Genomic DNA, 25,957 nt, shown 5'->3' with positions numbered 1-25,957 from the left:
TCAAACGGTGGCGGGCGCGGCGGCGATGGCCGGCTGGCGGGCGGCGTGCGGATCGTCCTGCGGGATGGCGGGATTGACCGCCTTCGCGCCGCTGACCGTCTTCCACACGTTCCAGGCCATGACCAGCACGCCCGACAGGAACAGCGCGCCACCCAGCAGACGGATCAGGTAATACGGCACCCGCGTCTTGAGTTCCTCGACGAAGCTGTAGACCAGCGTGCCGTCGGCGGCGGTGTCGCGCCACATCAGGCCCTGCTGCACGCCGGCGATCCACATCGCGGCGATGTACAGCACCACGCCGATGGTGGCGATCCAGAAGTGCAGTTCGATGGCCTTGACGCTGTACATCTTCTCGCGGCCATACAGACGCGGGATCAGGTAGTAGAGCGAGCCGAACGAGATCATCGCGACCCAGCCCAGCGCGCCCGAGTGCACGTGGCCGATGGTCCAGTCGGTGTAGTGCGACAGGGCGTTCACGGTGCGGATCGACATCATCGAACCTTCGAACGTGGACATACCGTAGAACGACAGCGCGGTCACCATGAACTTCAGGATCGGGTCGGTGCGCAGCTTGTACCAGGCGCCTTGCAGCGTCATGATGCCGTTGATCATGCCGCCCCAGGACGGCGCCAGCAGGATCAGCGAGAACGTCATGCCCAGCGACTGGGTCCAGTCGGGCAGCGAGGTGTACAGCAGGTGGTGGGGACCGGCCCACATGTAGGTGAACACCAGCGCCCAGAAGTGAACAATGGACAGACGGTACGAGTAGATCGGACGGCCGGCCTGCTTGGGCACGAAGTAATACATCATGCCCAGGAAGCTGGTGGTCAGGAAGAAGCCCACCGCGTTGTGGCCGTACCACCACTGCACCATGGCGTCTTGCACCCCGGCATAGGCCGAGTACGACTTCCACATCGTCACCGGCATTTCGATGTTGTTGAAGATGTGCAGGATGGCGATGGTGAGGATGTACGCGCCGAAGAACCAGTTGGCCACGTAGATGTGCTTGGAGCGGCGCTTGACGATGGTGCCGAAGAATACGATGGCGTAGGCTACCCAGACCAGCGTGATCAGGATGTCGAGCGGCCATTCGAGTTCGGCGTACTCCTTGCTGCTGGTGTAGCCCAGCGGCAGGGTGATGGCGGCGCCGAGGATGACCGCCTGCCAGCCCCAGAAGGTGAACGCGGCCAGCCGGTCACAGAACAGGCGGGCCTGACAGGTGCGCTGAACCACGTAGTACGAGGTCGCGAACAGCGCGCTGCCGCCGAAGGCGAAGATCACGGCGTTGGTGTGCAGCGGGCGCAAGCGGCCGTAACTGAGCCAGGCGGTGTCGAAATTCAACTGAGGCCAAATCAACTGCGCGGCGAGAAAAACGCCCACAGCCATGCCGACAATGCCCCAGACCACCGTCATGAGCGCGAACTGCCTCACGATCCTGTAGTTGAAGGTGTCGGCCTTGCTTGCGATTGCGGCGCAATCGTTCATCACCCTTCCCCCAAAACAAAAAGAAACAAGTATCTCCAGGTTTCAATGATGGGGGGTCGCGCGTAAACCGGGGTTGATGTGCATCAAACCCTGTTGGTCGCGCAGGGGAACCCGCAGCGGCGGCACAACGTCCATGGCCGCACAATGGCCAGCCAATGGCCGCGCCCCGGCCTGGCGGCCGGCTTGCGGCCACCACCCGGGGGGGGGAATCTTGACGGGGAAAGACTAGCCGCGCGCGGCCGGACCGCTGTCGTCATCGCGCAGGATGGCTGCGCCAGCGTTGTCGGTATCGTCGTATTGGCCGTTGAACACCGCCCACCATAACGACACGCCGATCACCAGCACGAACAGCAGCGACAGCGGCAGGAGCAGGTAGAGGATGGTCACGGCGCGGCTTCCAGCGCGCCGGCGGGCGCCAGGTCGCCCGACCAGTCGTGGCGCGACAGGCGCCAGGAGTTGTAGGCCACCGCCAGCGACGACACCAGCATGGTGATGGCGGCCAGCCAAGGCGTGACCCAGCCGACCAGCGCCAGCGGCGTCATCAGCAGGTGCCACGCCAGCGAGCCATGCAGGTTCTGGCGCGCCTTGCGTTGCGCCTCGGCCAACAAGGCGTCGAGGGCCGCATCGGACATGCCGGGGTGGGCCGCCAGCGCCGCATGGGCCGACGCCATGGCGGTGGGCACCGCCATCGACATGGCGCAGGGACAGCTCATGACCAGCAACGCCACCATCACCGGAATGCTGTGGGCCGGGTCGATGCCGGCCCAGACCGCCGCCGCGCCCAACGCCAGCGTCACCTGGGCCATGACGAAGCGCGAGGCCAGGCGGTCGGCGCCGGCGCCAAGCAGGTGACGCTGCGCCTCGACGCGGCCGTGGCGCTGGCCGCCGGCGATACCGCCGAACGATTGCCGCGCGCACAGTTCCAGGTAGCGCGCCGTCAGCAGAAAGGCGACGAACATGGTGACCGAATCGAAATAGACCTCGCCGCGCCCGGTATAGGTGGCGTGAACGCTGGGGATGAAGGCGGCGACGATGCCCAGCGCCACCGGCACGTCCATGCCGGCGCGGCCCTGGCGCAGGTTGGCGCCGGCGTGGCGCCAGATCGGCCAGGCCGAATACAGCACTACCGGCACGGTCAAGGCCAGGCTGGCCCAGTTCATCAGCACGATGGCCCAGTCGAGCGTGTCCAGCGCATCCTTCGGAATGCCTTCATGGCGCAGGTAGCCCGGCCAGGCGAACATCATCACCTGCATCATCGCCAGCCAGGCCAGCGACAGGCGCACCAGCGCATGCCGGCGCTGCTGGCGTTCGGCCTCGGACAGGGATGGAGGGACGGCGAAAATGGATTTTGCTCGCATGCGCCGATGCTATCCGGCCCCCCTGGCGCCCGTATTGACCTGGATCAAGCCCGCCCGGGCGCCTTGCCCAGGCCGGATCAGGGGCGCCGCGCCCGCAGGACCGTCACGACCGCGCCCATCAGGGTGTCGAGCTCGTCCGGGGCGATGGTCAGCGCCGGCGTCAAATACACCACGTTGCCGAACGGCCGCACCCAGACGCCGGCCTCGACCAGGCGCCGCTTGAGCGCTTCGCGGTCGTCGATGCGGTCGAGTTCGACCACGCCGATGGCGCCCAGTACCCGCACGTCGCGCACCCAGTCCAGCTCGCGGCACGGCGCCAGTCCCGCCGCCAGGGCGGCCGACAGCGCCCGCGCCTGGGCCAGGCGCGGCTCGCGCTCGAACAGATCGAGCGAGGCATTGGCGGCGGCGCAGGCCATCGCGTTGCCCATGAAAGTGGGGCCGTGCATCAGGGCGTGCGCCGGGTCGTCCGACCAGAAGGCGTCGAACACCCGGCTGCTGGCGACGGTGGCGGCCAGCGGCAGGGTGCCGCCGGTCAGGGCCTTGGACAAGGTGATGATGTCCGGCCGCACCCCGGCCTGCTCGAACGCGAACATCGTGCCGGTGCGGCCAAAGCCGGTGAAGATCTCGTCAAAGATCAGCAGCAGGCCATGGCGGTCGGCCAGGCGGCGCAGGCGCCGCAGCACCTCGGGCGGGTGCAGCAGCATGCCGCCGGCGCCCTGCACCAGCGGCTCGACCAGGATACCGGCCAGTTGCGGGCCGCGCGTTTCCAGGAACGCATCCAGGCGCGCCATGGCCGCCTCGTCGCGCGGCAGGTCGACGATGTCGTGTTCGGCCAGCATGCCGCGAAAGAGGCTATGCATGCCCTCGTCGGGGTCGCAGACCGCCATGGTGCCCAGCGTGTCGCCGTGGTAGCCACCACGGAACGCCAGGAAGCGGCTGCGGCCGCGCTCGCCCTGGTTGAGCCAGAACTGCACCGCCATCTTCATGGCGACTTCCACCGCCACCGAGCCCGAATCCGTATAGAACACCCGGTCCAGTCCCGGCCCCAACAGGGTCGCCAGGCGCCGCGCCAGGGTCAGCGCGGGCTCGTGCGTCAGACCGCCGAACATGACGTGCGGCATGGCGTCCAGCTGGGCCCGCAGCGCCTGGGCGATGTGCGGGTGGTTGTAACCGTGGCAGGCGGTCCACCAGGACGCCACGCCGTCGATCAGTTGACGGCCGTCGGCCAGCTCCAGCCGGCTGCCGTGGCTGCGCACCACCGGCAGCGGCGGGGTCGCGGTCTTCATCTGGGCGTACGGCAACCAGATGTGCGGCTGGCCCCGGGCCATCCAGTCAGGGGTCTGCATGTTTCACCTCCACTACAATGGCTCGCATTCTACGGCCGGGGGCCTGACGGCGCGCTTCGCGGCCGCGGCCCTGCTGGCGGGACATCCCGCCGCCGGCCGCCGCAGGAAACCGTCATGTCCAAGCTGGATCCCCTCTTTTCTTCCGAACTGGCGCTGGCCGAATCGCGCCGCGTGCGCCGCCGGCTGCGCACCGCCACGGCCGCGCCGGCCGGCCGCATCGCGCTGGACGGCGTGCCGGCGCTGAACTTCTCCAGTAACGACTATCTGGGCCTGTCCAAGCATCCACTGCTGATCGAGCGCTCGCGCGAATGGGCGGCGCGCCACGGCAGCGGCGCGCAGGCCTCGCGGCTGGTGTGCGGCAACCTCGACCTGCATGAACAGGTCGAGGCCAAGCTGGCGCGCCTGAAGGGCACCGAGGCCGCGCTGTTACTGGCGTCCGGCTGGCAGGCCAACGCCGCCGTGCTGCCGGCCCTGCTGCGCGCGGCCGCCGGCCGCGGTCCGGTGCAGGTCTACACCGACAAGCTCAACCACGCCAGCCTGCACCATGGCTGCCAGGCGGCGGGCGCGCGCCAGATCCGCTTTCGCCACAACGACCTGGACCACCTCGAAACGCTGCTGGCCGCGCGCGCCGAACCGTCGGCGGTGCGCTTCATCATCACCGAGAGCGTCTTCAGCATGGACGGCGACCGCACCGACGTGGCGCGGCTGGCGGCGCTGGCCGGGCGCCATCAGGCCTTCGTCTACCTGGACGAAGCCCACGCCACCGGCGTGCTGGGGCCGGGTGGCATGGGGCTGGCCGGGCTGGCGCCCGGCGGCGTCGACCTGGCCATGGGCACCTTCAGCAAGGCGCTGGGCGGCTTCGGCGCCTACGTGGCGGGTTCGCGCGCGCTCTGCGACTACCTGATCAACGCCTGTTCCGGTTTCATCTACACCACCGCCCTGCCGCCCGCCGTGCTGGGCGCCATGGACGCCGCCCTGGATCTGGTGCCGACGCTGGACGCCGAGCGCGCCCGGCTGGCGGCCTCGGGCGAACGCCTGCGCGCCGCGCTGCGCGGCCTGGGCGTGGACACGGGCGCCTCGTCCACCCAGATCGTGCCCGCCATCGTCGGCGACGAGGCCCGCGCCCTGGCGCTGGCGGCGGCGCTGGAACGGCGCGGCCTGCTGGCCGTGGCGATCCGCCCGCCCACCGTGCCGGCCGGCACCAGCCGGCTGCGCCTGGCCCTGAGCGCGGCGCACCGCGAGGCGGATATCGACCAACTGATCGACGGCCTGAGGGCCGCGCTCGCCTGATGCCCGCCGCCGCGCCTTCCCGCCCGACGCTGCTGTTCGTGCACGGCTGGGCCTTCGATGCCGCGTTCTGGGCGCCATTGGCCGCCGCGCTGGCCGACTGGCCGCAGGCCGTGGCCGACGCCGGTTATTTCGGCCCGGCGGCCGACCCGGCGCCGGCTGGCCCGGTGCTGGCCATCGGCCATTCGCTGGGCGCATTGCGGCTGCTGGGCGACGCGCCGCCCGCCTGCCTGGGCCTGGTGGCGATCAACGGCTTTGCCCGCTTCGGCGCCGCCGCCGACTTTCCTGAAGGCGTGGCCGCGCGCATGCTGGACCGCATGCTGAACCGGCTGGCGACTCAGACCGAGACCGTGCTGCGCGATTTCCGCCAGCGCTGCGGCGATGCCACGGCCTTCGGCGCGCCCCGGCTCGAACCGCTGGCGCGCGACCTGCGGCTCCTGCGCGACGCCGACCTGCGTCCCGCGCTGGCGAAGTTGCCGGCGCCATTGCTGGCATTGGCCGGCGCGCAGGACCCCATCTCGCCCCCGGCCATGACGGCGGCCGGTTTCGGAGATCTGGCCGACATCCATTGGCGCGAGGGCGGCGGCCACCTGCTGCCCGTGACCGACACCGACTGGTGCGCCGGCCACATCCGCGACTTCCTGGCCCGCGTGGCCCCCGGCGCATGAGCGTGACGCCGCGCAGCACCCGCGTGGCCGCGCGCTTCGGCGCCGCCGCCGCGCGCTATGAGGCCCATGCCCCGGCCCAGCGCGTCACCGCGCAACGGCTGGCCGACGCCATTGCGCGCCTGCCGCTGCCGCCGCGCCCCCGCATTCTGGAGATCGGCTGTGGCACCGGCCTGCTGACCCGCGCGCTGGCGGCCCGCTTGGGGCCGGCCGACTGGACCGTGACCGACATTTCACCCGCCATGCTGGCCCAGGCGCGGCGGGGTCCGCCCCTGCCGGGCGCGGCGCGCTACCAGGTGCTGGACGGCGAGCACCCCGACGGCCTGCCCGGAGGCTACGACCTGATCTGTTCCAGCCTGGCGGTGCAATGGTTCGGCGACCTGAACGCCGGCCTGGGACGCCTGGCCGCGCTGCTGGCGCCCGGCGGGCATCTGGCGGTGGCCACGCTGGCCGACGGCACCTTCGCCGAATGGCACGCCGCCCATCGCGCCATCGGCCTGACAGCGGCCACGCCCCCCTATCCGCCGCCCGGCGCCATCCGTCCGGCCATGGCCGGTCTGGCCGGTGGCGTACACAGCGAGCGGCTGATACAAGCGCATCCTGACGGCCTGCATTTCCTGAAGGCCCTCAAAGGCATCGGCGCCACCACCCCCGCGCCCGGCGCGGCGCCGCTGGGCGCGGCCGCGCTGCGGCGGGTGCTGGCGCGGTTCGACCAACAAGGCGCCAGGGTGACTTATCACCTGGCCTACGGATTGTGGAAAAACATGACTGACTCCCCCGCTCAAGGCGTATTCGTCACCGGCACCGACACCGGCATCGGCAAGACTCTGATTTCGGCCATCCTGGCGCGCGCCTGGCAGGCCGACTACTGGAAGCCGGTGCAGACCGGCGTGGCCGAGGAACCCGGCGACACCGACACCGTCGCGCGCCTGGCGCAACTGCCGCCCGAGCGCCTGCACCTGCCGGCCTACGTGCTGCAGGCGCCGCTGTCGCCCTGGGCCGCCGCGCCGCTGGAGGACGCGGTGATCGACGCCACCGCCATCGTGCCGCCCGTCACGGCCGCGCCGCTGATCGTCGAAGGCGCCGGCGGCCTGTACGTGCCGATCGACGACCACCACATGATGATCGACCTGATCGCGCGCCTGGGCCTGCCGGTGGTGCTGGCCGTGCGCAGCGGCCTGGGCACCATCAACCACACCCTGCTCAGCCTGGAGGCGCTGCGCCGCCGCGCCATCCCGGTGCTGGGGGTGATCATGAGCGGCCCGCTGTCGGCCGGCAACCGCGAAGCCATCGAACGCTTCGGCAACGTGCGGGTGCTGGCCGAGATTGCGCCGCTGGACCGCGTCGACGCGGCCGCCGTCGAGACGCTGGCGGCCAGCGTGCCGCCGCTGGCCGAATGCCTGGCGGCCATGCGCGCCGCGGCCTGACGGCAGCCCCAAAAAAGAGGGTGCCCGAAGGCACCCTGAATCCACCCTACAACAGCACTACAACTGCAACTGCACAATCAATCCGTTTTGGCTCAGGCGGCCTTCTGCGCCTTGCCGTGCTCGAACTGCGCTTCCTCGGTCGAACCGGTCAACGCGGTGGTCGAGGACTGGCCGCCCTCGATGGTCTGCGTGACGGCGTCGAAGTAGCCGGTGCCCACTTCGCGCTGGTGCTTGACCGCGGTGAAGCCCAGTTCGGCGGCGGCGAATTCCTTCTGCTGCAATTCGACGAAGGCGCTCATCTGGCGGCGGGCGTAGCCGTGGGCCAGTTCGAACATGCCGTAGTTCAGCGCGTGGAAGCCGGCCAGCGTGATGAACTGAAACTTGTAGCCCATGGCGCCCAGCTCGCGCTGGAACTTGGCGATGGTGGCGTCGTCCAGGTTCTTCTTCCAGTTGAACGACGGCGAGCAGTTGTACGCCAGCAGCTTGCCCGGGAACTGGCGATGGATCGCGTCGGCGAACTTGCGGGCGTATTCCAGGTTGGGCGTGGACGTTTCGCACCAGATCAGGTCGGCGTACGGGGCGTAGGCCAGGCCGCGCGAGATCGCCTGGTCGATGCCGGCGCGGGTGCGGAAGAAGCCTTCCACGGTGCGGTCGCCGGTGATGAACGGGCGGTCATTCTCGTCCACGTCGCTGGTCACCAGGTCGGCGGCGTCGGCGTCGGTGCGGGCCAGCAGCACGGTGGGCGTGCCCATCACGTCGGCCGCCAGACGCGCCGAGACCAGCTTGGCCACCGCTTCGCGGGTCGGCACCAGCACCTTGCCGCCCATGTGGCCGCACTTCTTCACGGACGCCAACTGGTCCTCGAAGTGCACGCCGGCGGCGCCGGCCTCGATCATGGCCTTCATCAATTCAAAGGCGTTGAGCACGCCGCCAAAGCCGGCTTCGGCGTCCGCCACGATGGGCGCGAAGAAGTCGATGTAGCCCTCGTCGCCCGGGTTCTTGCCTTCCATCCACTGGATCTGGTCGCAGCGCGTCAGCGAATTGTTGATGCGCCGAACCACCTGCGGCACCGAGTTGGCGGGGTACAACGACTGGTCGGGGTACATCTCGCCGGCCAGGTTGGCGTCGCCGGCCACTTGCCAGCCCGACAGGTAGATGGCCTTGAGGCCGGCCTTGACCTGTTGCATGGCCTGGTTGCCGGTCAGGGCGCCGAGCGAATTCACGAAAGGTTCGCTGTGCAGTTGCTGCCACAGGCGCGTCGCGCCGCGGCGGGCCAGGGTGTGCTCGACGGCGATCGAGCCGCGCAGGCGAATGACATCCTCGGCGCTGTAGTCGCGCTTGATGCCCTGCCAACGGCTGTTCTCGGCCCAGTCTTTCTGCAGATTGCGGATTTCGGTTTCGCGGTTGCTCATGGTCATGCTCCTTGGTCTATGGCTGAAAAGGCAAGAAAACTTCGGGATTGCATTGCGTGAATCGTTGGAGAAAGTCTATGCCTGTGCTGCGGAGCAATGTGGCCACGCCTCTTATATAAGAGGAAAAATATTATTCATTTAAATCAATAGCTTACTTTGATCATTTCGTATTGCGGAACGCCATTGTCATCTGTGAAATGGTCTCGCGCGGCGGCGCAGCACGAACTTTCACATGCCGGGAGCGGCGTTTCATGATGCGAAAAACAGGGGGCCGGCGAGCGCCTACAATGCGGTCATCTCCACGTGCTCCGACGACCTTTCCATGACGCTGTCTCACGGCCCGCTGGGCCAGAGCGTGACCTACGTCTCGCAATACGATCCTTCGCTGCTGTTCCCCATCGCCCGCGCCCACAATCGCGCGGCGCTCGGCCTGGCGGGCGGCCCGCTGCCGTTCACCGGGGTCGACCTGTGGAACGCCTACGAACTATCCTGGCTCGACGCCAAGGGCAAGCCCCGGGTGGCGATGGCGACGTTCTCGGTGCCGGCCGACAGTCCCAACATCATCGAGTCCAAGTCGTTCAAGCTGTACCTGAACTCGTTCAATCAGACCCGGCTGGTCAATTCGGCGGCCCTGCGCGGCCGCCTGGAGCGCGACCTGAGCGCCGCCGCCGGCGCCCCCGTGGGGCTGGATTTCATCCTGCCGCAGCGCTTCGGCGAACTGCGCATGGGCGAACTGGACGGTATCTACATAGACAAGCTCGACATCGAGATCGACACCTACGAGCCGGCGCCCGAATTGCTGCGCACCCGCGCGGGCGACGTGGTCGAGGAAACCCTGTGTTCGCGCCTGCTCAAATCCAACTGCCCGGTGACCGGCCAGCCCGACTGGGCCAGCGTGCAGATCCGCTACCGCGGCCGGCCGATCGACCGCGAATCGCTGCTGCGCTACGTGATCTCGTTCCGCCAGCACGCCGAATTCCACGAGCATTGCGTGGAACGCCTCTTCACCGACATCATGCAGGCCTGCGCGCCCGAGCAACTGACGGTGTACGCGCGCTACACGCGGCGCGGCGGGCTGGACATCAACCCGTGGCGCAGCAACTTCGAGACGGCGCCGCCGGCCGACGTGCGCACGGTGCGGCAGTAAGGCGCGGCGGCGCGCCTTACTTCACGAACGGCGCCGGCCGCGGGGTATCGTCCGCCGACGGCGGCAGCAACGGATACTGAATCGCCGGCCGATCGCCCGTCAGCGTCTTCAGGAACGCCACGATCTGCGCGTTCTCTTCCGGCGTGAAGGTGCGGCCCAACTGCAACCGGCCCATCACGTCCACCGCCTGCGTCAGCGTGGCGGCCCCGCCGTCATGGAAGTACGGATAGGTCAGCGCCACGTTGCGCAGTGTCGGCACCTTGAAGTTGAAACGGTCGGCGTCCTTGCCGGTGACGTCGGCGCGACCTTCGGCCTTGTTGTCGGTCTGGTACGGCGCCACCACCCCCATCTTCTGGAACGAGTTGCCGCCTACCGCCGCGCCGTTGTGGCAGGCGACACAGCCGCTGTTCTTGAACAGGGTGTAGCCAGCCAGCTCCTTGACGGTCAGCGCCTTGTCGTCGCCCTTGAGCCATTGGTCGAAGCGCGCGTTCGGCGTCACCAGCGTTTCCTCGAAAGCGGCCAGCGCGCCGGTCACTTCGTCGATGGTGATGACGTCTTTGCCGAACACCTGCTTGAAGTCGGTGCGGTAGCCGGGGATGGAATTGAGCACCTGCACTACCAGCTCGTGGGTCGAGGCCATTTCCACCGGGTTGGCGATGGGGCCGCCGGCCTGCTCGCGCAGATCCTTGGCGCGGCCGTCCCAGAACTGGGCGATGTTCAGGCTGGCATTGAGCACCGTGGGCGAGTTGATCGCCCCTTGCTGCCACTTGTCGCCGATCGACGTCTTCAGGTTGTCCGAGCCGCCCATGGCAAGGTTGTGGCAGGAATTACAGGAGATCGCCCCCGAGCGCGACAGGCGCGGGTCGAAGAACAGTTTCTTGCCCAGCTCCGCCTTGGCCGGGTCCTTGACCACCGCCGCCTGGATCGGTTGGATCGGTTCCTGCCTCGGCGCCGCCGACGCCTGGCCGGCCCACAATCCAATGACGACACCCGCTGCGAGCATGGCGCGCTTCTTTCTCATGGCTTACTCCTGTTACAATAACCTTGTCAGGCACATGGTTATTACACCGCAGCCCGGTGCAAGGCCGCTTGCGATGCATCAACCGCGCCAGCACCCTGCCCCGGCGCGGAAAGCTGGCTTGACCTGACGCAAAGCCATCCACATGGCCTGCCGCCGAGCGGCGCCACGGCCCCGCGGCCGCATCCGTGGCCGCCAGGACGAGCCGTGTCAATGCGCCGTGCCCTGCTGGCGCAAATGCGCTTCCAGGAAGTCGACACACACCCGCACCTTGGCCGAGGCGTTCACGCGCGAGGGATACACCGCCCAGATGTTGGCTTCCTGGCGGTACTGCGGCAGCACCGGCACCAGCTTGCCGGCGGCGATCAACGGCCCCACGTCCCAGGCCGAGCGCAGGATGATGCCGCGCCCGTCCACCGCCCACTGCACCACCATCTCGCCATTGTTGGCCGACAGCGGCCCGCGCACCTTGACGGTGTGCTCGCGCTCGCCGCGCCGCATGCGCCAGACGCCGAAAGGATGGTCGCGCTCCTTGATCACCAGGCAGTCGTGCGCCGCCAGGTCGTCGAGCTTGCGCGGCACGCCGCGTTCGGCCAGGTAGGACGGCGCGGCGCACAGCAGGCGGTGGTTGGCGGCCAGCTTGCGGGCGATCACGTGCGGCGCGATGTTGTCGCCGACCCGCACGTCCAGGTCGTAGCCCTCGGCCGCCACGTCGACCAGGCGGTCGAACACCTCGAAGCGCACCTGCACCGCCGGATGGCGCGAGACGAACGCCGACAGCGCCGGCGCCACCACCCGCCGGCCAAAGCCGAAGCTGCTGCAAATACGCAGCAAACCGCGCGGCTCGCGGCGCGTGACGCCGACCTCTTCGACCAGGTGGTCGACGTCATCGAGGATGCGCTGGGCCCAGTGGTACACCCGTTCGCCGGCCTCGCTGACCACCACGCGCCGCGTGGTGCGGTGGAACAGCGGGGTGCCGAGGCTGGCTTCCAGCAGGCGGATGCGCTTGGTGACGTAGGCGGCCGACATGCCCAGGTCTTCGGCGGCGCGGGAGAAGCTGGAGGCGCGCACCACCGCGTTGAAGACGCGCAGGTCGGCGGGTAGCAGGTCATTATTCATGATTCGTGCATATTCATTTCACGCGATGGGCCATTGTAGATGGACTGTAGGGGCGCCTACCATGGCAGCCATCTCCCGCGACGCGCAGGCCTTTTCCCATTCCCTTTCAGGTTCCTCCATGTCCCACGTTCACAAAATCGCAGCCATCGCCGGCGACGGCATCGGCAATGAAGTCCTGCCCGAAGGCCTGCGCGCCGTCGAAGCCGCCGCCCGGCGCTTCGGCCTGACGCTGCAGATCGACACTTTCCCCTGGGCCAACTGCGAGTATTACGCGCAGCACGGCGAGATGATGCCGCCCGACTGGAAGGAACAATTGCAGGGCTACGACGCCATCTACTTCGGCGCGGTCGGCTGGCCCGCCACCGTGCCGGACCACGTCTCGCTGTGGGGCTCGCTGCTCAAGTTCCGCCGCGAGTTCGACCAGTACATCAATCTGCGCCCGGTGCGGCTGTTCGAGGGCGTGCCGTGCCCGCTGGCCGGCCAGCGCCCGGGCGATATCGACTTCTTCATCGTGCGCGAGAACACCGAGGGCGAATACACCAACCTGGGCGGGCGCCTGTTCAGCGGCACCGAACGCGAGATCGTGATCCAGGAATCGGTCTTCACCCGCCACGGTACCGACCGGGTGATGCGCTACGCCTTCGAGCTGGCCAACCGCCGCGCGCGCAAGCAGCTCACCGTGGCCACCAAGAGCAACGGCATCGCCATCAGCATGCCGTGGTGGGACGAGCGCGCCGACGCCGTCGGCCAGCAGTATCCGCAGGTCAAGACCGACAAGCAGCACATCGACATCCTGGCGGCGCGCTTCGTGCTGCAGCCGCAGCGCTTCGACGTGGTGGTGGCGTCGAACCTGTTCGGCGACATCCTTTCCGACCTGGGCCCGGCCTGCACCGGCACTATCGGCATCGCGCCGTCGGCCAACCTGAATCCGGAGCGCGCCTTCCCCTCGCTGTTCGAGCCGGTGCACGGCTCGGCGCCGGACATCCATGGCAAGGGCATCGCCAACCCCATCGCCATGATCTGGTCGGGCGCGCTGATGCTGCAATTCCTGGGCAGCCAGGAGGCGCACGACGCCATCCTGGCCGCCATCGAGCACTGCCTGAAGGACGGACCGCGCACGCCCGACCTGGGCGGCCAGGCCCGCACCGAGGACATCGGCCGCGCCATCGCCGCACACATCGAGGCGCGCGGCTGATCCGGGCCGCCGCGCCGCACCAAACACAACGCCGCCCCTCGGGGCGGCGTTTTTCATGCGACACGCGCCGGCCCTGGCGGCGCGGAGCGCACATCAGGAACGCGCCGGGGCCGCCGTCGCGGCGGGATCAGCGCGCCGCGCCTGCGCCGCGATCCACTGCGCCAGCAGCGCGGCGGCGGCGAACGCCACGCCCGCGCCGATCCATGGCCCCTGGCGCATACCGGCGTCCAGCAGCAGGCCGAAAGCCAGCGGCCCCAGCGCCGAACCGACGTCCATACCGGAATACACCAGGCCGTAGACCGAGCCGGTGGCACCCTTGGGCGTCACCCGCCGGATCAGCATGTCGCGCGACGGCGCCGCCACGCCCGAGCAGAAACCAGCCAGCGCCACCACCGGCGCGGCAAACAGCGCCGGCACCAGGCCCAGCGCCAGCACCACCAGCGTCAGGCCGGCCAGGATCAGCGCCACCATCACCGTGCGTTCGGTGCGCGGGTTGGCCGACACCAGGAACCCGCCGGCCGCCATGCCCACCGCCGAGGCCACCATGTAGCCCGACAGCGCCGAACTGGCCGCCACCTTGGACAGGTCGTACAGTTGGCCCAACAGCGGGATGGTGTAGTTCTGCACCGACGACAGCGCGATCGAGGTGCAAGCGAAGAACAGGAACGCGCCCCACAGCGCCGGCTTGGAGAGCAGCGCGGCCAGCGTCGCCAGCACGCCTTCCTGCGGCCTGGGCGCGGCGCGCGTGGCGGCCTTGGCCTGCCCGGCCGCGCCCGGCTCCGACCCGCCCAGCAGATTGCGGCCCAGCACCGTCAAGAGCAGCACGAAGGCCACCAGGGCCGCCGCGCTGTAGGCGGCCACGCGCCAGTTGGCCAGCAGCGTGATCGAGGTCATGAACACCGGCGTCAGCGCCCAGCCCAGGTTGCCGGTCAGGCCGTGAGTCGAAAAAGCGTGGCCCAGGCGCGGCGCCGTGATGCGATGGTTGATGATGGAATAGTCGGCCGGATGGAACACCGAATTGCCGATGCCGCCGACCACGGCCGCCGCCATCAGCATCGGGTAGCCGGTGGCCGAGCCGATCAGCAGCCCCGACAGCACGAAACAGGCCAGGCCGAACCACAGCACCGGCCGCGCGCCGATGCGATCCACCACGAAGCCGGACGAGGCCTGGCCGATGCCCGAGACCACATAGAAGGCCGACACCAAGAGGCCCAGGCGGGCAAAATCCAGCCCGAACTCGTTGCCGAGCGACACGTACAGCGACGGCAGGACCAGTTGGAAGAAGTGCGACGCGGCGTGGGCCACGCCGATCAAGAGGATGATCTGCCAGTCGCGCCGGCGGACGGCGGCGTCCGAGGCCAGGGGGGATGCAGCGGTAGTCATGGCGCAAGGCCGCGGGCAGCGGCGAAAAGCGGCCGCCGGGAAGGCGGCGCGCGGGTTGTCTCCAGCAACGTCCGGCGCGGCCGGCGTTGTCCCTGTGGCGAATGCGGCGCGGGGCCGGGCCGGTCGCGGCCCACGCCCCGCCGGCGTCGCTCTTGGTCTGTCCTGGCGGCCCCGGGCGCGAGCCGGGCCGCCGTGTTTTACTGCGCTTTCTCGCGGATGGCGGGCCAGGCGCGCTGCAGGTAATACAGCATCGACCAGACCGTCAGCACCGCGGCCACGATGATCAGCACATCGCCCAGCAGCTTGCTGGAGACGCCGTAAATGGGCTGGTTGTACAGCAGGCACGGAATCGCCACCATCTGCGCGGCGGTCTTGAACTTGCCCAGCCGATGCACCGCCACGCTGGCGCTGGCGCCGATCTTGGCCATCCATTCGCGCAGCGCCGAAATGGTGATTTCGCGGCCGATGATGATCAGCGAAATGAAGGCGTCGACGCGGCTCAGGTCCAGCAGCACGATCAGCGCGGCGCAGACCATCAGCTTGTCGGCCACCGGATCCAGGAACGCGCCGAACGCCGAGGTCTGGTTCCAGCGCCGCGCCAGCCAGCCGTCAAACCAGTCGGTGAGCGCGGCGATGATGAACGCCCAGGCGGCGAACGTGTCGCGCACCGGCACGGACATCCAGCTATCGGGCAGATAAAACAGCCCGACTACCAGCGGGATCATGGCGATGCGCAGCCACGTCAGGATGATGGGTACGTTAATTGGCATAGTGTCCGTATGCTACATCAGCCGGGTGGCGCCGGCTGCCTCACGGCCGCCCGCCGGCCGCAAAAGCCGCTTTGCGACGGCCTGGGTCTTATCCGCGCAGCGCCTCGTAGATCCTTTCGGCCAATTCCTCTGAGATTCCGTCCACCGACGCCAGATCCTCGATGCTGGCCGAGGCCACCCCCGAAAAACCGCCGAAACGGGCCAGCAGGCGCTGCCGGCGGCGCGCCCCCACCCCTTCGATCTCCTCCAGCCGCGACACATTGCGGGTCTTGGCGCGGCGCGCGCGCATGCCGGTGATGGCGAAGCGGTGCGCCTCGTCGCGCACCTGCGCGATCAGCATCAGCGCCGCCGACTCCCCGCCCAGCGCCACCGGCGGGCGGCCATCGGCGAACACCAGGGTTTCCAGCCCGACCTTGCGCCCTTCGCCCTTGGCCACGCCCACCAGCGTCTGGATGTCCAGCCCCAGCTCGGCGAAGACCTGGCGCGCCACCTCGACCTGGCCCTTGCCGCCGTCGATCAGCACCAGCCCGGGCATCTGGGCCTCGCCGTCGGCCACCTTGGCGAAACGCCGCGTCAGCACCTGGCGCATGGCGGCGTAGTCGTCGCCCGGGGTGATGCCGGCGATGTTGTAGCGGCGGTACAGCGACGGCTGCATGTCGTGATGCTCGAACACCACGCAGGAGGCCTGGGTGGCCTCGCCGGCGGTGTGGCTGATGTCGAAGCACTCGATGCGCAGCGCGTCCAGCGCCGCCTCGTCGGTATCCAGGTCCAGCGCCTCGGCCAGCGCCAGCGTGCGCGCGGCGCGGGCGCCCGATTCGGTCAGGGCGCGGGCCAGCGCCATCTCGGCGTTCTTTTGCGCCTGTTCCAGCCAGGCGCGGCGGGCGCCTTGCGGCCGCGTCAACACGCGCGACGGACGGCCGCCGGCCTGCTCCACCAGCAGATCGATCAGACCGGCGTCGGGCAAGGCGTGCGAACACACCAGCACCGGCGGCAGCGCGTTGTCGGTGTAATGCTGGGCCACGAAAGCTTCCAGCACCTGCGGCGCGGCCTCGCCCTCGGCGTGGGTCGGGAAGAACGGCTTGTCGCCCAGGTGGCGTCCGCCCCGCACCATCGCCAGGTTGACGCAGACCTTGCCGCCGGCGATGGCGACGGCAACGATGTCGGTGTCCTCGCCGCTGACGTTTTCCATGGTCTGCTGGTGCAGCACCCGCGCCAGCGACCCCATCTGGTCGCGCAGCGCGGCGGCTTCCTCGAAGCGCAGCGCCTCGGCGGCCTCCAGCATGCGGGCCTCGATCTCGCCCATCACGTCCTTGGCCTCGCCGTTCAGAAAGCGCACCGCGCGCTGCACGTCCGACGCGTAGTCGGACGCCGCGATGGCGCCGACACAGGGCGCCGAGCAGCGCCCGATCTGGTGCAGCAGACAGGGCCGCGAGCGGTTGGCGAAAACGGTATCCTCACAGGTTCGCAGGCGGAACACCTTCTGCAGGATCTGGATGGTCTCGCGCACCGCCCAGGCGTTGGGGAACGGGCCGAAGTATTGCCCGCGCTTGTTGGTGGCGCCGCGGTAATAGGCGATGCGCGGCCAGTCGTGGCCGGTGATCAGCAGGTAGGGATAGGACTTGTCGTCGCGAAACAGGATGTTGTAGCGCGGCTTCAGGCTCTTGATGAGGTTGTTTTCCAGGATCAGCGCTTCGGCCTCGGAGCGCGTGACGGTGACCTCCAGCCGCGCCACCTTCGCCACCATCTGGGCGATGCGCGGGCTGGCCAGGTTCTTCTGGAAATACGACGAGACGCGCTTTTTCAGGTCGCGCGCCTTGCCGACATACATGACCTCGCCGGCCGCATCCAGGTGCCGGTAGACACCCGGAAGATGCGGCAGGTCAGCCAGGAACGATTTGAGATTGAAGTCGTCGGGCATTCTGGTAACGGCTTTCGGCCTGCAGGGAATCCCAGTCGAGCGCATCGAAACGCGGCATCAGCCGGCGGATGCGGGCCACGGACTCGGGCGCATGGTCGAATTCGAGCCGCGCCAGCAGCTCGTCGGCCAGGTCGGGCCGGTTGCACACCAGCACCATGTCGCAGCCGGCGCCCAGCGCGGCCTGGGCGCGCGCCAGGATGTCGCCGGCGACGGACGCGCCTTCCATGGTCAGGTCATCCGAGAACACCACGCCATCGTAGCCCAGGCGGGTGCGCAGGATGTCCTGCACCCAGCGCTTGGAAAAACCGGCCGGATGCTTGTCGACCTTGGGATAGATCACGTGCGCCGGCATCACCGCCGGCAGCACCGCGTCGCCCAGCCAGGCGTAGGGCGCGGCGTCGTCCTTCAGGATACGGTCGAGCGGGCGCGGGTCGACCGGGATCTCGTGGTGCGAATCCGCGCCGACGAAGCCGTGTCCCGGGAAATGCTTGCCGCAGGCCGACATGCCGGCCAGCGCCAGGCCCTGGATCAGCGCGCGCGACAGCATCGTCACCACCCGCGCGTCAGGGTGGAAGGCGCGGTTGCCGATCACCTTGCTGACGCCGTAGTCCAGGTCCAGCACCGGCGTGAAGCTCATGTCCACGCCGCAGGCGCGCAGTTCGGCGGCCAGCACGTAACCGGCCTCGGTCGCCAGGCGCATGGCGTTCAGTGGATCGCGGTCCCACAGCGCGCCCAGGTCGCGCATCGCCGGCAGCGGCGTGAAGCCGTCTTCGCGGAAGCGCTGCACCCGCCCGCCCTCGTGGTCGACCAGGATCAAGAGGCGCTCCTTGCGCGCCTTGTGGATCTGGCGGGTCAGCTCGGTCAGTTGGCGGCGGCTCTCGAAATTGCGCGCGAACAGGATCACGCCGCCCACCAGCGGGTGGCGCAGGCGCTTCTTTTCTGCCTTGGTCAGCACGGTGCCGGCCACATCGACCATCACGGGACCGGGCGGCAGCGCCCGGGATTTCTTCTTGGCCATCGGCGTGTCCTTCAGTCTGTGTCTTGCAAACCCGCGCGCGGGCTCAGGGCTTGCGTTCGACCACCACGTAGGCGGCGGCCATGTCGGATTCATCGGTAATGGAAACGTGCGCGGCGCCGAAGCGCTGCACGTACCATTGCAGCAGTTCGGGCGCGATCACCAGCACCGGCCGGCCGCCGGGCGCGTTCAGCGTCTGCACCCGGCGCCAGGTCATGGGCATGCGCATGCCCAGCCCCACCGCCTTGGAAAAGGCTTCCTTGGCGGCAAAGCGCGTCGCCAGAAAGCGCACCCCGCGCAGCGGATCGCGGGCGCGGCGGGCGTGGAACTTGGCCAGTTCCTGCGGCCCCAGGATCTTCTCGGCGAAGCGATCGCCGTGGCGCGCCAGGGCGCGCTCGATGCGATCGATGCGCAGCAGGTCCATGCCGATGCCGCCGATGGCGGCCGGCGCGGGGACGGCCAGGGGAAGATCGGAGGAGGACATCGCTGCGGCGCCGTGAGTGGGAATCGGCCCCGGCTCAACGGCCGCGCAGCGCTTCCAGGCGGGCCTGCACCATCAGCGCCTTCATGTCGCGCACCGCCTTTTCCCAGCCGTCGAACACCGCCTGCGCCACGATGGCGTGGCCGATGTTGAGCTCGGCAATGCCGTCCAGCGCCGCCACCGGCTTGACGTTGCCGTAATGCAGGCCATGGCCGGCATTGACGCGCAGGCCGTGGCGCAGCCCTTCGGCCACCGCCGCGCGGATGCGTTCGAGTTCGGCCTGGGCGGCCGCGCCCTCGGCTTCGGCATAGGCGCCAGTGTGCAGCTCGATGACCGGCGCGCCCGCGCGGGCGGCGGCCGCGATCTGCGCCGGATCGGGGTCGATGAACAGCGACACGCGGATGCCGGTTTCAGTCAGCAGGCCGACCGCGTCCGTCACCGCCGACAGCGCGCCGGCCACCTCCAGCCCGCCCTCGGTGGTCAGCTCGGTGCGCTTTTCCGGCACCAGGCAGACGTCGTTGGGCTTGACCGCGCAGGCGATCTCCAGCATTTCCGGCGTGACCGCGCATTCCAGGTTCATGCGCGTGCGCAGCAGCGGCCGGATGGCGTAGACGTCGGCGTCCTGAATGTGGCGGCGGTCTTCGCGCAGATGCAGCGTGATCAGATCCGCGCCGGCGTCCTCGGCGCGCAGCGCCGCCGCCACCGGGTCGGGATAGGTCGTGTGACGCTGCTGCCGCAGGGTCGCGACATGATCGATGTTGACACCAAGTTCTATCATTGCACTTTCGTTGTTTCTTCCCAGCCGCCGCCCAACGCCTTGTAGAGTTCCACACGGTTGATCAGCGCGGCCAGGCCGGTTTGCACCAGCGCCAGCTGGGCATTGAAAAAGTCCACTTGCGCGGTCTGCACCTGCAGGTAGCTGTCGATGCCATTGGTATAGCGCAGATTCGACAACTCCAGCGTGCGCGCCGACGAATCCTGCAACGCGCGCTGGGCGTCCAGCTGCGCGCCGTAGGTGGCCTCGCCGGCCAGCGCATCCGACACTTCACGGAACGCCTGCTGGATGGTCTGCTCGTACTGTGCCACCGCGATATTGTCGCGCGCCTTGGCCAGGTTCAGGCCTTCGCGAATGCTGCCGCCGGCGAACAGCGGCGTGGTGATCGACGGCGAGAAGCTCCAGTAGCCCTGCCCGCCCTTGAACAGCGTATCGAGCGACGGGCTGGCCACGCCCAGCAGGCCGGTCAGCGAGATGGTCGGGAAGAACGCCGCGCGCGCCGCGCCGATGTTGGCGTTGGCCGACTTCAATTGGTTCTCGGCGGCCAGGATGTCCGGGCGGCGCTCCAGCAGGTCGGACGGCAAGCCGGCCGGCACGCTCGCCAGCAGCTGGTCGCGGCCGAACGGCGCGGGTGCCGGCAGATCCTCGGGCAGCGGCGTGCCCAGCAACAGCACCAGCGCGTTGACCGCCTGGGCCTGGGCGCGGGCCAGTTGCGCCAGATCGGCCGAGGCCGTATCCAGCAGCGACTTGGACTGGTTCAAGTCCAGCTCGGACGCCACGCCGCCATCGAAGCGGCGCTTGACCAGGTTGTACGACTCCTGACGCGAGGCCAGCGTGCGCTGGGTCAGTTCCAGCTGCACCTGCGCCGCGCGCAGGTTGAAGTACGACTGCGCCACCGCGCCGATCAGCGTGATGTGGGTGCTCTTTTGCGCCTGCTCGGTCGACAGGTACTGCTGGTACGCCGCTTCCGACAGGCTGCGCAGGCGGCCGAACAGGTCGATCTCGAAGGTCGTCAGGCCGATGCCGGCCTGGTACGAACTGCTGATCGAACCGGCGCCCGGCTGACGCATGTTCTCGGGCAGGCGCTGGCGCTGGCCCTGGATGCCGGCGCCGATGCTGGGCCATTGCGCGCCGCGCTGCACGCCATACTGGGCGCGCGCCTCTTCGACCCGCTGCACCGCCACGCGCAGGTCGCGGTTGTTGACCAGCGCCAATTCGATCAGGCGCTGCAACCGCGGATCGCGGAAGAATTCGCGCCAGCCCAGGTCGGCCGCCGGCGTGCCGGCCTGCGGCGCCACCGCCGACGCCGGCTGCGTGCCCAGCGTCATCGGATTGGCGTACGCCCCGTATTGCACCTTGGGCTGGTCGGGCCAGGAGCCGGACACCGGCGCGTCGGGACGCTTGTAGTCGGGCGCCAGCGAGCAGCCGGCCAATGCCACCGCCACGAAGGCGGACAAGGCGGTCTGTTTGAACATCAGGGCGCTCATTCCTTGCCCTCCTGGCCACCGTTGGGTTGTGCGGATGCGTCCGGCGGGGTGGTTCCCGCGGCCGCCTTCTTGGCCGCCTGTTCTTCCTCGAAGGCGCGCAGCTCGGCGCCCAGCAGGCGCGGCCGGGTCTTGAACAGACCCAGCACCACCACGAAGAAGGTCGGCACGAAAATCACCGCGAACGGCGTGGCGGCCAGCATGCCGCCGAGCACGCCCAGGCCGACCGCGCGCTGGCTGGCGGCGCCGGCGCCGGTGGCCATGGCCAGCGGCACCACGCCCAGGATGAACGCCAGCGAAGTCATCAGGATCGGCCGGAAGCGCAGGCGCGCGGCTTCCACCGCCGCCTCGTACAGCCCCATGCCGCGCGCGTACTGATCCTTGGCGAACTCCACGATCAGGATGGCGTTCTTGGCCGCCAGCCCGATCACGGTCACCATGCCGACCTGGAAGTACACGTCGTTGGACATGCCCAGCGCGCTGACCAGCGCCACCGCGCCCAGCATGCCCAGCGGCACCACCAGCATCACCGAGATCGGGATGGCCCAGCTTTCATACAGCGCGGCCAGCACCAGGAACACCACCAGCAGCGACAGACCCATCAGGATCGGCGCCTGGTTGCCGGCCTGGCGTTCCTGGTAGGACAGGCCCGTCCATTCATAGCCGAAGCCCTGCGGCAACTGGCCCACCAGCTTCTGCATTTCCTCCATGGCCTGACCGGTCGTGTAGCCGGCCGCGGCGCTGCCGCCGATCCGCATGGATTCGTAGCTGTTGTAGCGCACCACCTGCACCGGCCCCTGCGACCACTTGGCGCTCACGAACGATGACAGCGGCACCATGCCGCCCTGGGCGTTGCGGGCGTTCAGCTTGAGCACGTCCGACAACTGCATGCGGTACGGCGCGTCCGCCTGCACCCAGATGTTCTGCATCCGGCCCAGGTTGGGGAACTTGCTCAGGTAGGCCGAACCGACTGCCGTCGAAATCAGCGTCGCGGCTTCGTCGAAATTCACGCCCAGCGCGGCGGCCTTGTCGCGGTCGATGTCCAGCGTCAGCTGCGTGCCGGCCGACAGACCGGTCAGACGCACCTGCGACAGCACCGGGCTCTTCATGGCCATGCCCATCAACTGCCCGGTGGCCGCGGCCAGCGCCTCGGTACCGGCCGCGCTGCGATCCTGCAGGCGCAGGTCGAAGCCGGTGGCGTTGCCCAGCGACGAGATCGCGGGCGGCACCAGCGTGAACACCTGGGCGTCGTGGATGCCCATGAGCTGCTTCTGGAAGGCGGCGAACGCGATCGCGCCGGCCGAATCGCCCTTGGCCTTGCGCTCCTTGAAGTCCTTGAGCGTGGTGAAGGCGATGGCCGCGTTCAGGCCGTTGCCGTTGAAGCTGAAACCCTGCACGGCAATGACGTTCTCGACCGCGGGGATCTGGCGGAAGTATTGCTCGACCTCCTCGATCACCTCCACCGTGCGGTTGGCGCTGGCGCCGGTGGGCAGTTCGATGTTGCTGATGACGTAGCCCTGGTCTTCCTCGGGCAGGAACGACGACGGCAGGCGCAGGTACAGCCAGCCCAGCAGGATCACCAGCACCAGGAAGGCCAGCATCATGCGGCCGCCCTTGTGCAGGATGCGCGACACCCAGTTCTGGTAGCCGTGCGTGGTGGCGTCGAACTTGCGGTTGAACCAGCCGAAGAAACCCTTCTTCTCGTTGTGGTGGCCCTTGGGCACCGGCTTGAGGATGGTCGCGCACAGCGCCGGCGTGAAGGTCAGCGCCAGCAGCGCCGAGAAGAAGATCGACACGGCCATGGCCACCGAGAACTGGCGGTAGATCACGCCCACCGAGCCGCTCATGAACGCCAGCGGCAGGAACACCGTCACCAGCACCAGCGTGATGCCGATGATGGCGCCGCTGATCTGCGGCATGGCTTTCTTGGTGGCCTCCTTGGGGGGCAAGCCTTCGGTCGCCATGATCCGTTCGACGTTCTCGACCACCACGATGGCGTCGTCCACCAGGATGCCGATGGCCAGCACCATGGCGAACATGGTCAACACGTTGATCGAGAATCCCAGCGCCAGCATGACCGCGAACGAACCCAGCATGGCCACCGGCACCACCAGCGCCGGAATCAGGGTGTAGCGCACGTTCTGCAGGAACAGGAACATCACCAGGAACACCAGCACCATGGCTTCGGCCAGGGTGTGCAGCACCTGCTCGATCGAGACCTTGACGTAGGGCGCGGTGTCGTAGGGAATGGCGTAGGTGATGTTGCCGGGGAAGTACTTGGACAACTGGTCCATCTGCTGGCGCACGCCCTGGGCGGTGGCCAGCGCGTTGGCGTCCGGCGACAGCACGATGGCGAAGGCGGCCGTCGGCTTGCCGTTCAGGCGGGCGCCGAACTGGTAGTTGTCGGCGCCGACCTCGATACGGGCAACGTCGCGCAGCAGCACCTTGGAACCATCGGTATTGGCGCGCAGCACGATCTTGCCGAAGCCCTCGACGGTGCTGAGCTGGCCGTTGGCCACCACGGTGGCGGTGATGCGCTGCGAATCGGGGTTGGGCGGCGCGCCGATGCTGCCGCCGGACACCAGCACGTTCTGCCCGGAGATCGCCTGGTTGACCTCGGCCATGCTCAGGTTGAAACCCACCAATTTGGCCGGGTCGACCCAGATGCGCATGGCGCGCGGCGCCGCGAACAGTTGGAACTGGCCCACGCCCGCCACCCGCGACACCGGGTTCTGCACGTTGCGGGTGATGTAGTCGGCCAGCGCGGTCTGATCGAGCGAGCCGTCGGTGGACGACAGCGTCACGATCATCAGGAAGCCGGTACTGGTCTGCTCGTACTTCAGGCCCTGCTGCTGCACCGCGGCCGGCAACTGGGCGATGACGTTGGACACGCGGTTCTGCACGTCCACCTGCGCCAGGTCGGGGTCGCGGCCGGGCGCGAAGGTGGCGGTGATGGTCGAGGTGCCGTACGAATCGCTGACCGACTCGTAGTAGATCAGGCCCTTGGCGCCGTTGAGCTTGTCCTCGATGATACTGGTGACGGATTCGGCCACTTCCTTGGCCGACGCGCCGGGATAGGTCGCGGTGATGGTGATGGCCGGCGGCGCCACGTCGGGGTACTGCGACACCGGCATGTTCGGGATGGCCAGTATCCCCGCCAGCAGGATGAACAGGGCGACTACCCAGGCGAAGATTGGTCGTTCAATAAAAAATTGCGGCATGTGGGCTGACTCTGAAAGCGATGCTCACCAAAGAGGAACGCAGCGCGTTGCGCTGCGAGCCGCTTACGATTTCTGGCTGGCGGCCGGGGCCTGCTGCGCCGGCGCGGCGGGTTTGCCCCCCGATTCGGCCGGCTTGGCCCCCGGATCCGCGGGCTTGGCGCCGGGCTGCGCCGGCTGGCCGCCCGTCTTGTTCCAGGGGCTGGCCTGCACCGCCCCGCCCGGACGGATCTTCTGGAAGCCTTCGACCACCACCACGTCGCCGGCCTTCAGGCCGCTGGTGATGATCCACTCGTTCTTGATGGCGCCGCCGGTGGTGACGGGCAGTTGTTCGACCTTGTTGTCCTTGACCAGCATCAGGCTCTGCGAGCCGTCGGCGGTGCGCTGCAGCGCCTGCTGCGGCACCAGCAGGGCCTGGTCGTCCACACCCTGCTCCAGCCGCACGCGCACGTACATGCCGGGCAGCAGGATGCCATCCGGGTTCGGCACCTCGGCGCGCAGGTTGACCTGGCCGGTGCTGGGGTCGACGGTGATGCCGGTGAACAGCAGCTTGCCGGGGCGGTCATATTCGGTGCCGTCCTCGAGCACCACGGTGGCGCGCGCGGCGTCCTTGCCCACCTGTTGCAGCTTGCCGCTGGCGAAGGCGCGGCGCAAGGCGGCCAGGTCGGAGGTGGACTGGGTGAAGTCGACGTAGATCGGGTCGAGCTGCTGCACGGTGGCCATCTGCGTGGCCGAGGTGGCCTCGACCAGCGCGCCCTCGGTCACCAGCGGCTTGCCGATGCGGCCCGTGATGGGCGAGACGACATCGGTATAGCCGAGGTTGATCGCGGCGTTGTCCTGGCTCGCCTTGGCGGCCGCCACGGTGGCCTCGGCCTGGCGGTAGGCCGCCACGGCATTGTCGTATTCCTGCTTGCTGACGGCGTTGGCCTTGACCAGCGGCGCGTAGCGGTCGGCCAGCAGCTTGGCGCTGAACAGATTGGCCTGGGCCTGCTTGAGCTGCGCGGTGGCCTGATCGTAGGCGGCCTTGTAGGGCGCCGGATCGATCTTGAACAGCAGTTGGTTTTCCTTGACGTCGCCGCCCTGCTCGAAGGTGATCTTCTGGACGATCCCGGTGACCCGCGAGCGGATCTGGGCGTCGCGCACCGCGTCGACGCGGCCGGGCAGTTCGGAGACGACGGGGGTGCGTTGCGGCTGGACGGTGATGACACTGACCTGGGGCATGCCAGGGTTGAACTGCGGTTTTTCACCGCACCCCGCCAACAACAGCGCGAGGACGCCGCCGGAGAAAGCCAGACCTGAGACACGTTTAGGCGAAAACCGCATTGAAACCCCCGCGAAGTTAACCGCGTCAAGCGACCGCAACAATGTGACGGCGTCTGCCGACCACCGAGTCCGGTTGCCGAAGGCGGCCGCGGGCCCCGGGCGGCCGTGTCCGACCGCCGTATTTGACCGCA

Annotated in this window: 21 protein-coding genes; 5 read left to right on the top strand and 16 right to left on the bottom strand. The window is 68.6% G+C overall.

All coding sequences use genetic code 11. The features are described 5' to 3' along the window. The 4 genes from ccoN to ACN6O8_RS03475 form a co-directional block, all read right to left on the bottom strand. Positions 1-1,485: a cytochrome-c oxidase, cbb3-type subunit I gene (ccoN, locus tag ACN6O8_RS03490; protein WP_427989685.1), complete on the bottom strand. Its 1,485-nt coding sequence runs from the start codon at positions 1,483-1,485 to the stop codon at positions 1-3. A gap of 225 nt (positions 1,486-1,710) precedes the next feature. Continuing rightward, positions 1,711-1,872 carry a cbb3-type cytochrome oxidase assembly protein CcoS gene (ccoS, locus tag ACN6O8_RS03485; protein WP_427989684.1) on the bottom strand — a complete coding sequence of 54 codons (162 nt, stop codon included), beginning with the start codon at positions 1,870-1,872 and terminating at the stop codon, positions 1,711-1,713. Then, positions 1,869-2,843, bottom strand: a complete 975-nt coding sequence (locus ACN6O8_RS03480; protein WP_427989683.1) for a hypothetical protein — start codon at positions 2,841-2,843, stop codon at positions 1,869-1,871. The genes ccoS and ACN6O8_RS03480 overlap by 4 nt, the downstream gene beginning before the upstream one ends. A gap of 77 nt (positions 2,844-2,920) precedes the next feature. Beyond that, positions 2,921-4,189: an adenosylmethionine--8-amino-7-oxononanoate transaminase gene (locus ACN6O8_RS03475; RefSeq protein WP_427989682.1), complete on the bottom strand. Its 1,269-nt coding sequence runs from the start codon at positions 4,187-4,189 to the stop codon at positions 2,921-2,923. Positions 4,190-4,303: 114 nt separating this feature from the next. Here ACN6O8_RS03475 and bioF point away from each other — a divergent pair, with 114 nt between their 5' ends. From bioF to bioD, 3 genes are read left to right on the top strand one after another with little or no spacing between them, the layout of a single operon-like run. Further along, positions 4,304-5,479 (top strand): 8-amino-7-oxononanoate synthase, encoded by a 1,176-nt coding sequence (bioF, locus tag ACN6O8_RS03470; protein WP_427989681.1) that lies wholly within the window; start codon positions 4,304-4,306, stop codon positions 5,477-5,479. Further along, on the top strand, positions 5,479-6,144 hold the full coding sequence (locus tag ACN6O8_RS03465; RefSeq protein ID WP_427989680.1) for an alpha/beta fold hydrolase: 666 nt from the start codon (positions 5,479-5,481) through the stop codon (positions 6,142-6,144). The genes bioF and ACN6O8_RS03465 overlap by 1 nt, the downstream gene beginning before the upstream one ends. 2 nt (positions 6,145-6,146) lie before the next feature. After that, positions 6,147-7,568: a dethiobiotin synthase gene (gene bioD, locus ACN6O8_RS03460; protein ID WP_427990153.1), complete on the top strand. Its 1,422-nt coding sequence runs from the start codon at positions 6,147-6,149 to the stop codon at positions 7,566-7,568. A 92-nt stretch (positions 7,569-7,660) separates the two neighbouring features. Here bioD and aceA read toward each other — a convergent pair whose 3' ends face one another. Next, a complete protein-coding gene (gene aceA / locus ACN6O8_RS03455; protein ID WP_427989679.1) occupies positions 7,661-8,980 on the bottom strand; it encodes an isocitrate lyase in 1,320 nt (439 codons plus the stop codon). Between the two features lie 322 nt (positions 8,981-9,302). Between aceA and queF the strand changes: the two genes are divergently transcribed. Then, the gene (gene queF / locus ACN6O8_RS03450; protein WP_427989678.1) at positions 9,303-10,127 is read left to right on the top strand and encodes an NADPH-dependent 7-cyano-7-deazaguanine reductase QueF; all 825 of its coding nucleotides are present in this window, start codon (positions 9,303-9,305) and stop codon (positions 10,125-10,127) included. A 16-nt stretch (positions 10,128-10,143) separates the two neighbouring features. Here the strand turns inward: queF and ACN6O8_RS03445 are convergent, their stop codons facing one another. Both ACN6O8_RS03445 and ACN6O8_RS03440 read right to left on the bottom strand, forming a co-directional pair. Continuing rightward, positions 10,144-11,148 carry a cytochrome-c peroxidase gene (locus ACN6O8_RS03445; RefSeq protein ID WP_427989677.1) on the bottom strand — a complete coding sequence of 335 codons (1,005 nt, stop codon included), beginning with the start codon at positions 11,146-11,148 and terminating at the stop codon, positions 10,144-10,146. Between the two features lie 207 nt (positions 11,149-11,355). Next, positions 11,356-12,264 carry a LysR substrate-binding domain-containing protein gene (locus ACN6O8_RS03440; protein WP_427989676.1) on the bottom strand — a complete coding sequence of 303 codons (909 nt, stop codon included), beginning with the start codon at positions 12,262-12,264 and terminating at the stop codon, positions 11,356-11,358. 118 nt (positions 12,265-12,382) lie between these two features. On the opposite strand from ACN6O8_RS03440, the gene ACN6O8_RS03435 reads away from it, so the two are divergent. After that, positions 12,383-13,459 carry a tartrate dehydrogenase gene (locus ACN6O8_RS03435; protein WP_427989675.1) on the top strand — a complete coding sequence of 359 codons (1,077 nt, stop codon included), beginning with the start codon at positions 12,383-12,385 and terminating at the stop codon, positions 13,457-13,459. A gap of 93 nt (positions 13,460-13,552) precedes the next feature. Here the strand turns inward: ACN6O8_RS03435 and ACN6O8_RS03430 are convergent, their stop codons facing one another. The 9 genes from ACN6O8_RS03430 to ACN6O8_RS03390 all read right to left on the bottom strand — a co-directional run bounded on the left by ACN6O8_RS03430 (position 13,553) and on the right by ACN6O8_RS03390 (position 25,826). Further along, positions 13,553-14,842 carry an MFS transporter gene (locus ACN6O8_RS03430; protein ID WP_427989674.1) on the bottom strand — a complete coding sequence of 430 codons (1,290 nt, stop codon included), beginning with the start codon at positions 14,840-14,842 and terminating at the stop codon, positions 13,553-13,555. A 197-nt stretch (positions 14,843-15,039) separates the two neighbouring features. Then, entirely contained in the window at positions 15,040-15,612 is a 573-nt protein-coding gene (gene pgsA / locus ACN6O8_RS03425) for a CDP-diacylglycerol--glycerol-3-phosphate 3-phosphatidyltransferase (RefSeq protein ID WP_006384817.1), read from the bottom strand. Positions 15,613-15,700: 88 nt separating this feature from the next. Next, a complete protein-coding gene (gene uvrC / locus ACN6O8_RS03420; RefSeq protein ID WP_427989673.1) occupies positions 15,701-17,530 on the bottom strand; it encodes an excinuclease ABC subunit UvrC in 1,830 nt (609 codons plus the stop codon). Further along, a complete protein-coding gene (nagZ, locus tag ACN6O8_RS03415) occupies positions 17,493-18,548 on the bottom strand; it encodes a beta-N-acetylhexosaminidase (RefSeq protein ID WP_427989672.1) in 1,056 nt (351 codons plus the stop codon). Before nagZ ends, uvrC begins: the two co-directional genes overlap by 38 nt. 43 nt (positions 18,549-18,591) lie before the next feature. Continuing rightward, positions 18,592-19,029 carry a holo-ACP synthase gene (gene acpS / locus ACN6O8_RS03410; RefSeq protein ID WP_427989671.1) on the bottom strand — a complete coding sequence of 146 codons (438 nt, stop codon included), beginning with the start codon at positions 19,027-19,029 and terminating at the stop codon, positions 18,592-18,594. A 34-nt stretch (positions 19,030-19,063) separates the two neighbouring features. Next, positions 19,064-19,804 carry a pyridoxine 5'-phosphate synthase gene (pdxJ, locus tag ACN6O8_RS03405; RefSeq protein ID WP_427989670.1) on the bottom strand — a complete coding sequence of 247 codons (741 nt, stop codon included), beginning with the start codon at positions 19,802-19,804 and terminating at the stop codon, positions 19,064-19,066. Further along, positions 19,801-21,288, bottom strand: a complete 1,488-nt coding sequence (locus ACN6O8_RS03400; RefSeq protein ID WP_427989669.1) for an efflux transporter outer membrane subunit — start codon at positions 21,286-21,288, stop codon at positions 19,801-19,803. The genes pdxJ and ACN6O8_RS03400 overlap by 4 nt, the downstream gene beginning before the upstream one ends. Beyond that, positions 21,285-24,506, bottom strand: a complete 3,222-nt coding sequence (locus ACN6O8_RS03395; protein WP_427989668.1) for an efflux RND transporter permease subunit — start codon at positions 24,504-24,506, stop codon at positions 21,285-21,287. The genes ACN6O8_RS03400 and ACN6O8_RS03395 overlap by 4 nt, the downstream gene beginning before the upstream one ends. 63 nt (positions 24,507-24,569) lie before the next feature. Then, positions 24,570-25,826 (bottom strand): efflux RND transporter periplasmic adaptor subunit, encoded by a 1,257-nt coding sequence (locus ACN6O8_RS03390; RefSeq protein ID WP_427989667.1) that lies wholly within the window; start codon positions 25,824-25,826, stop codon positions 24,570-24,572. Between the last annotated feature and the right edge of the window lie 131 nt (positions 25,827-25,957).

Origin of the sequence: Achromobacter sp., assembly GCF_050285565.1 — a bacterium.
GTDB lineage: Bacteria > Pseudomonadota > Gammaproteobacteria > Burkholderiales > Burkholderiaceae_B > Achromobacter.
Note: the sequence above shows the minus strand (reverse complement) of the source record. Positions and strands in the feature narration are given on the sequence as shown.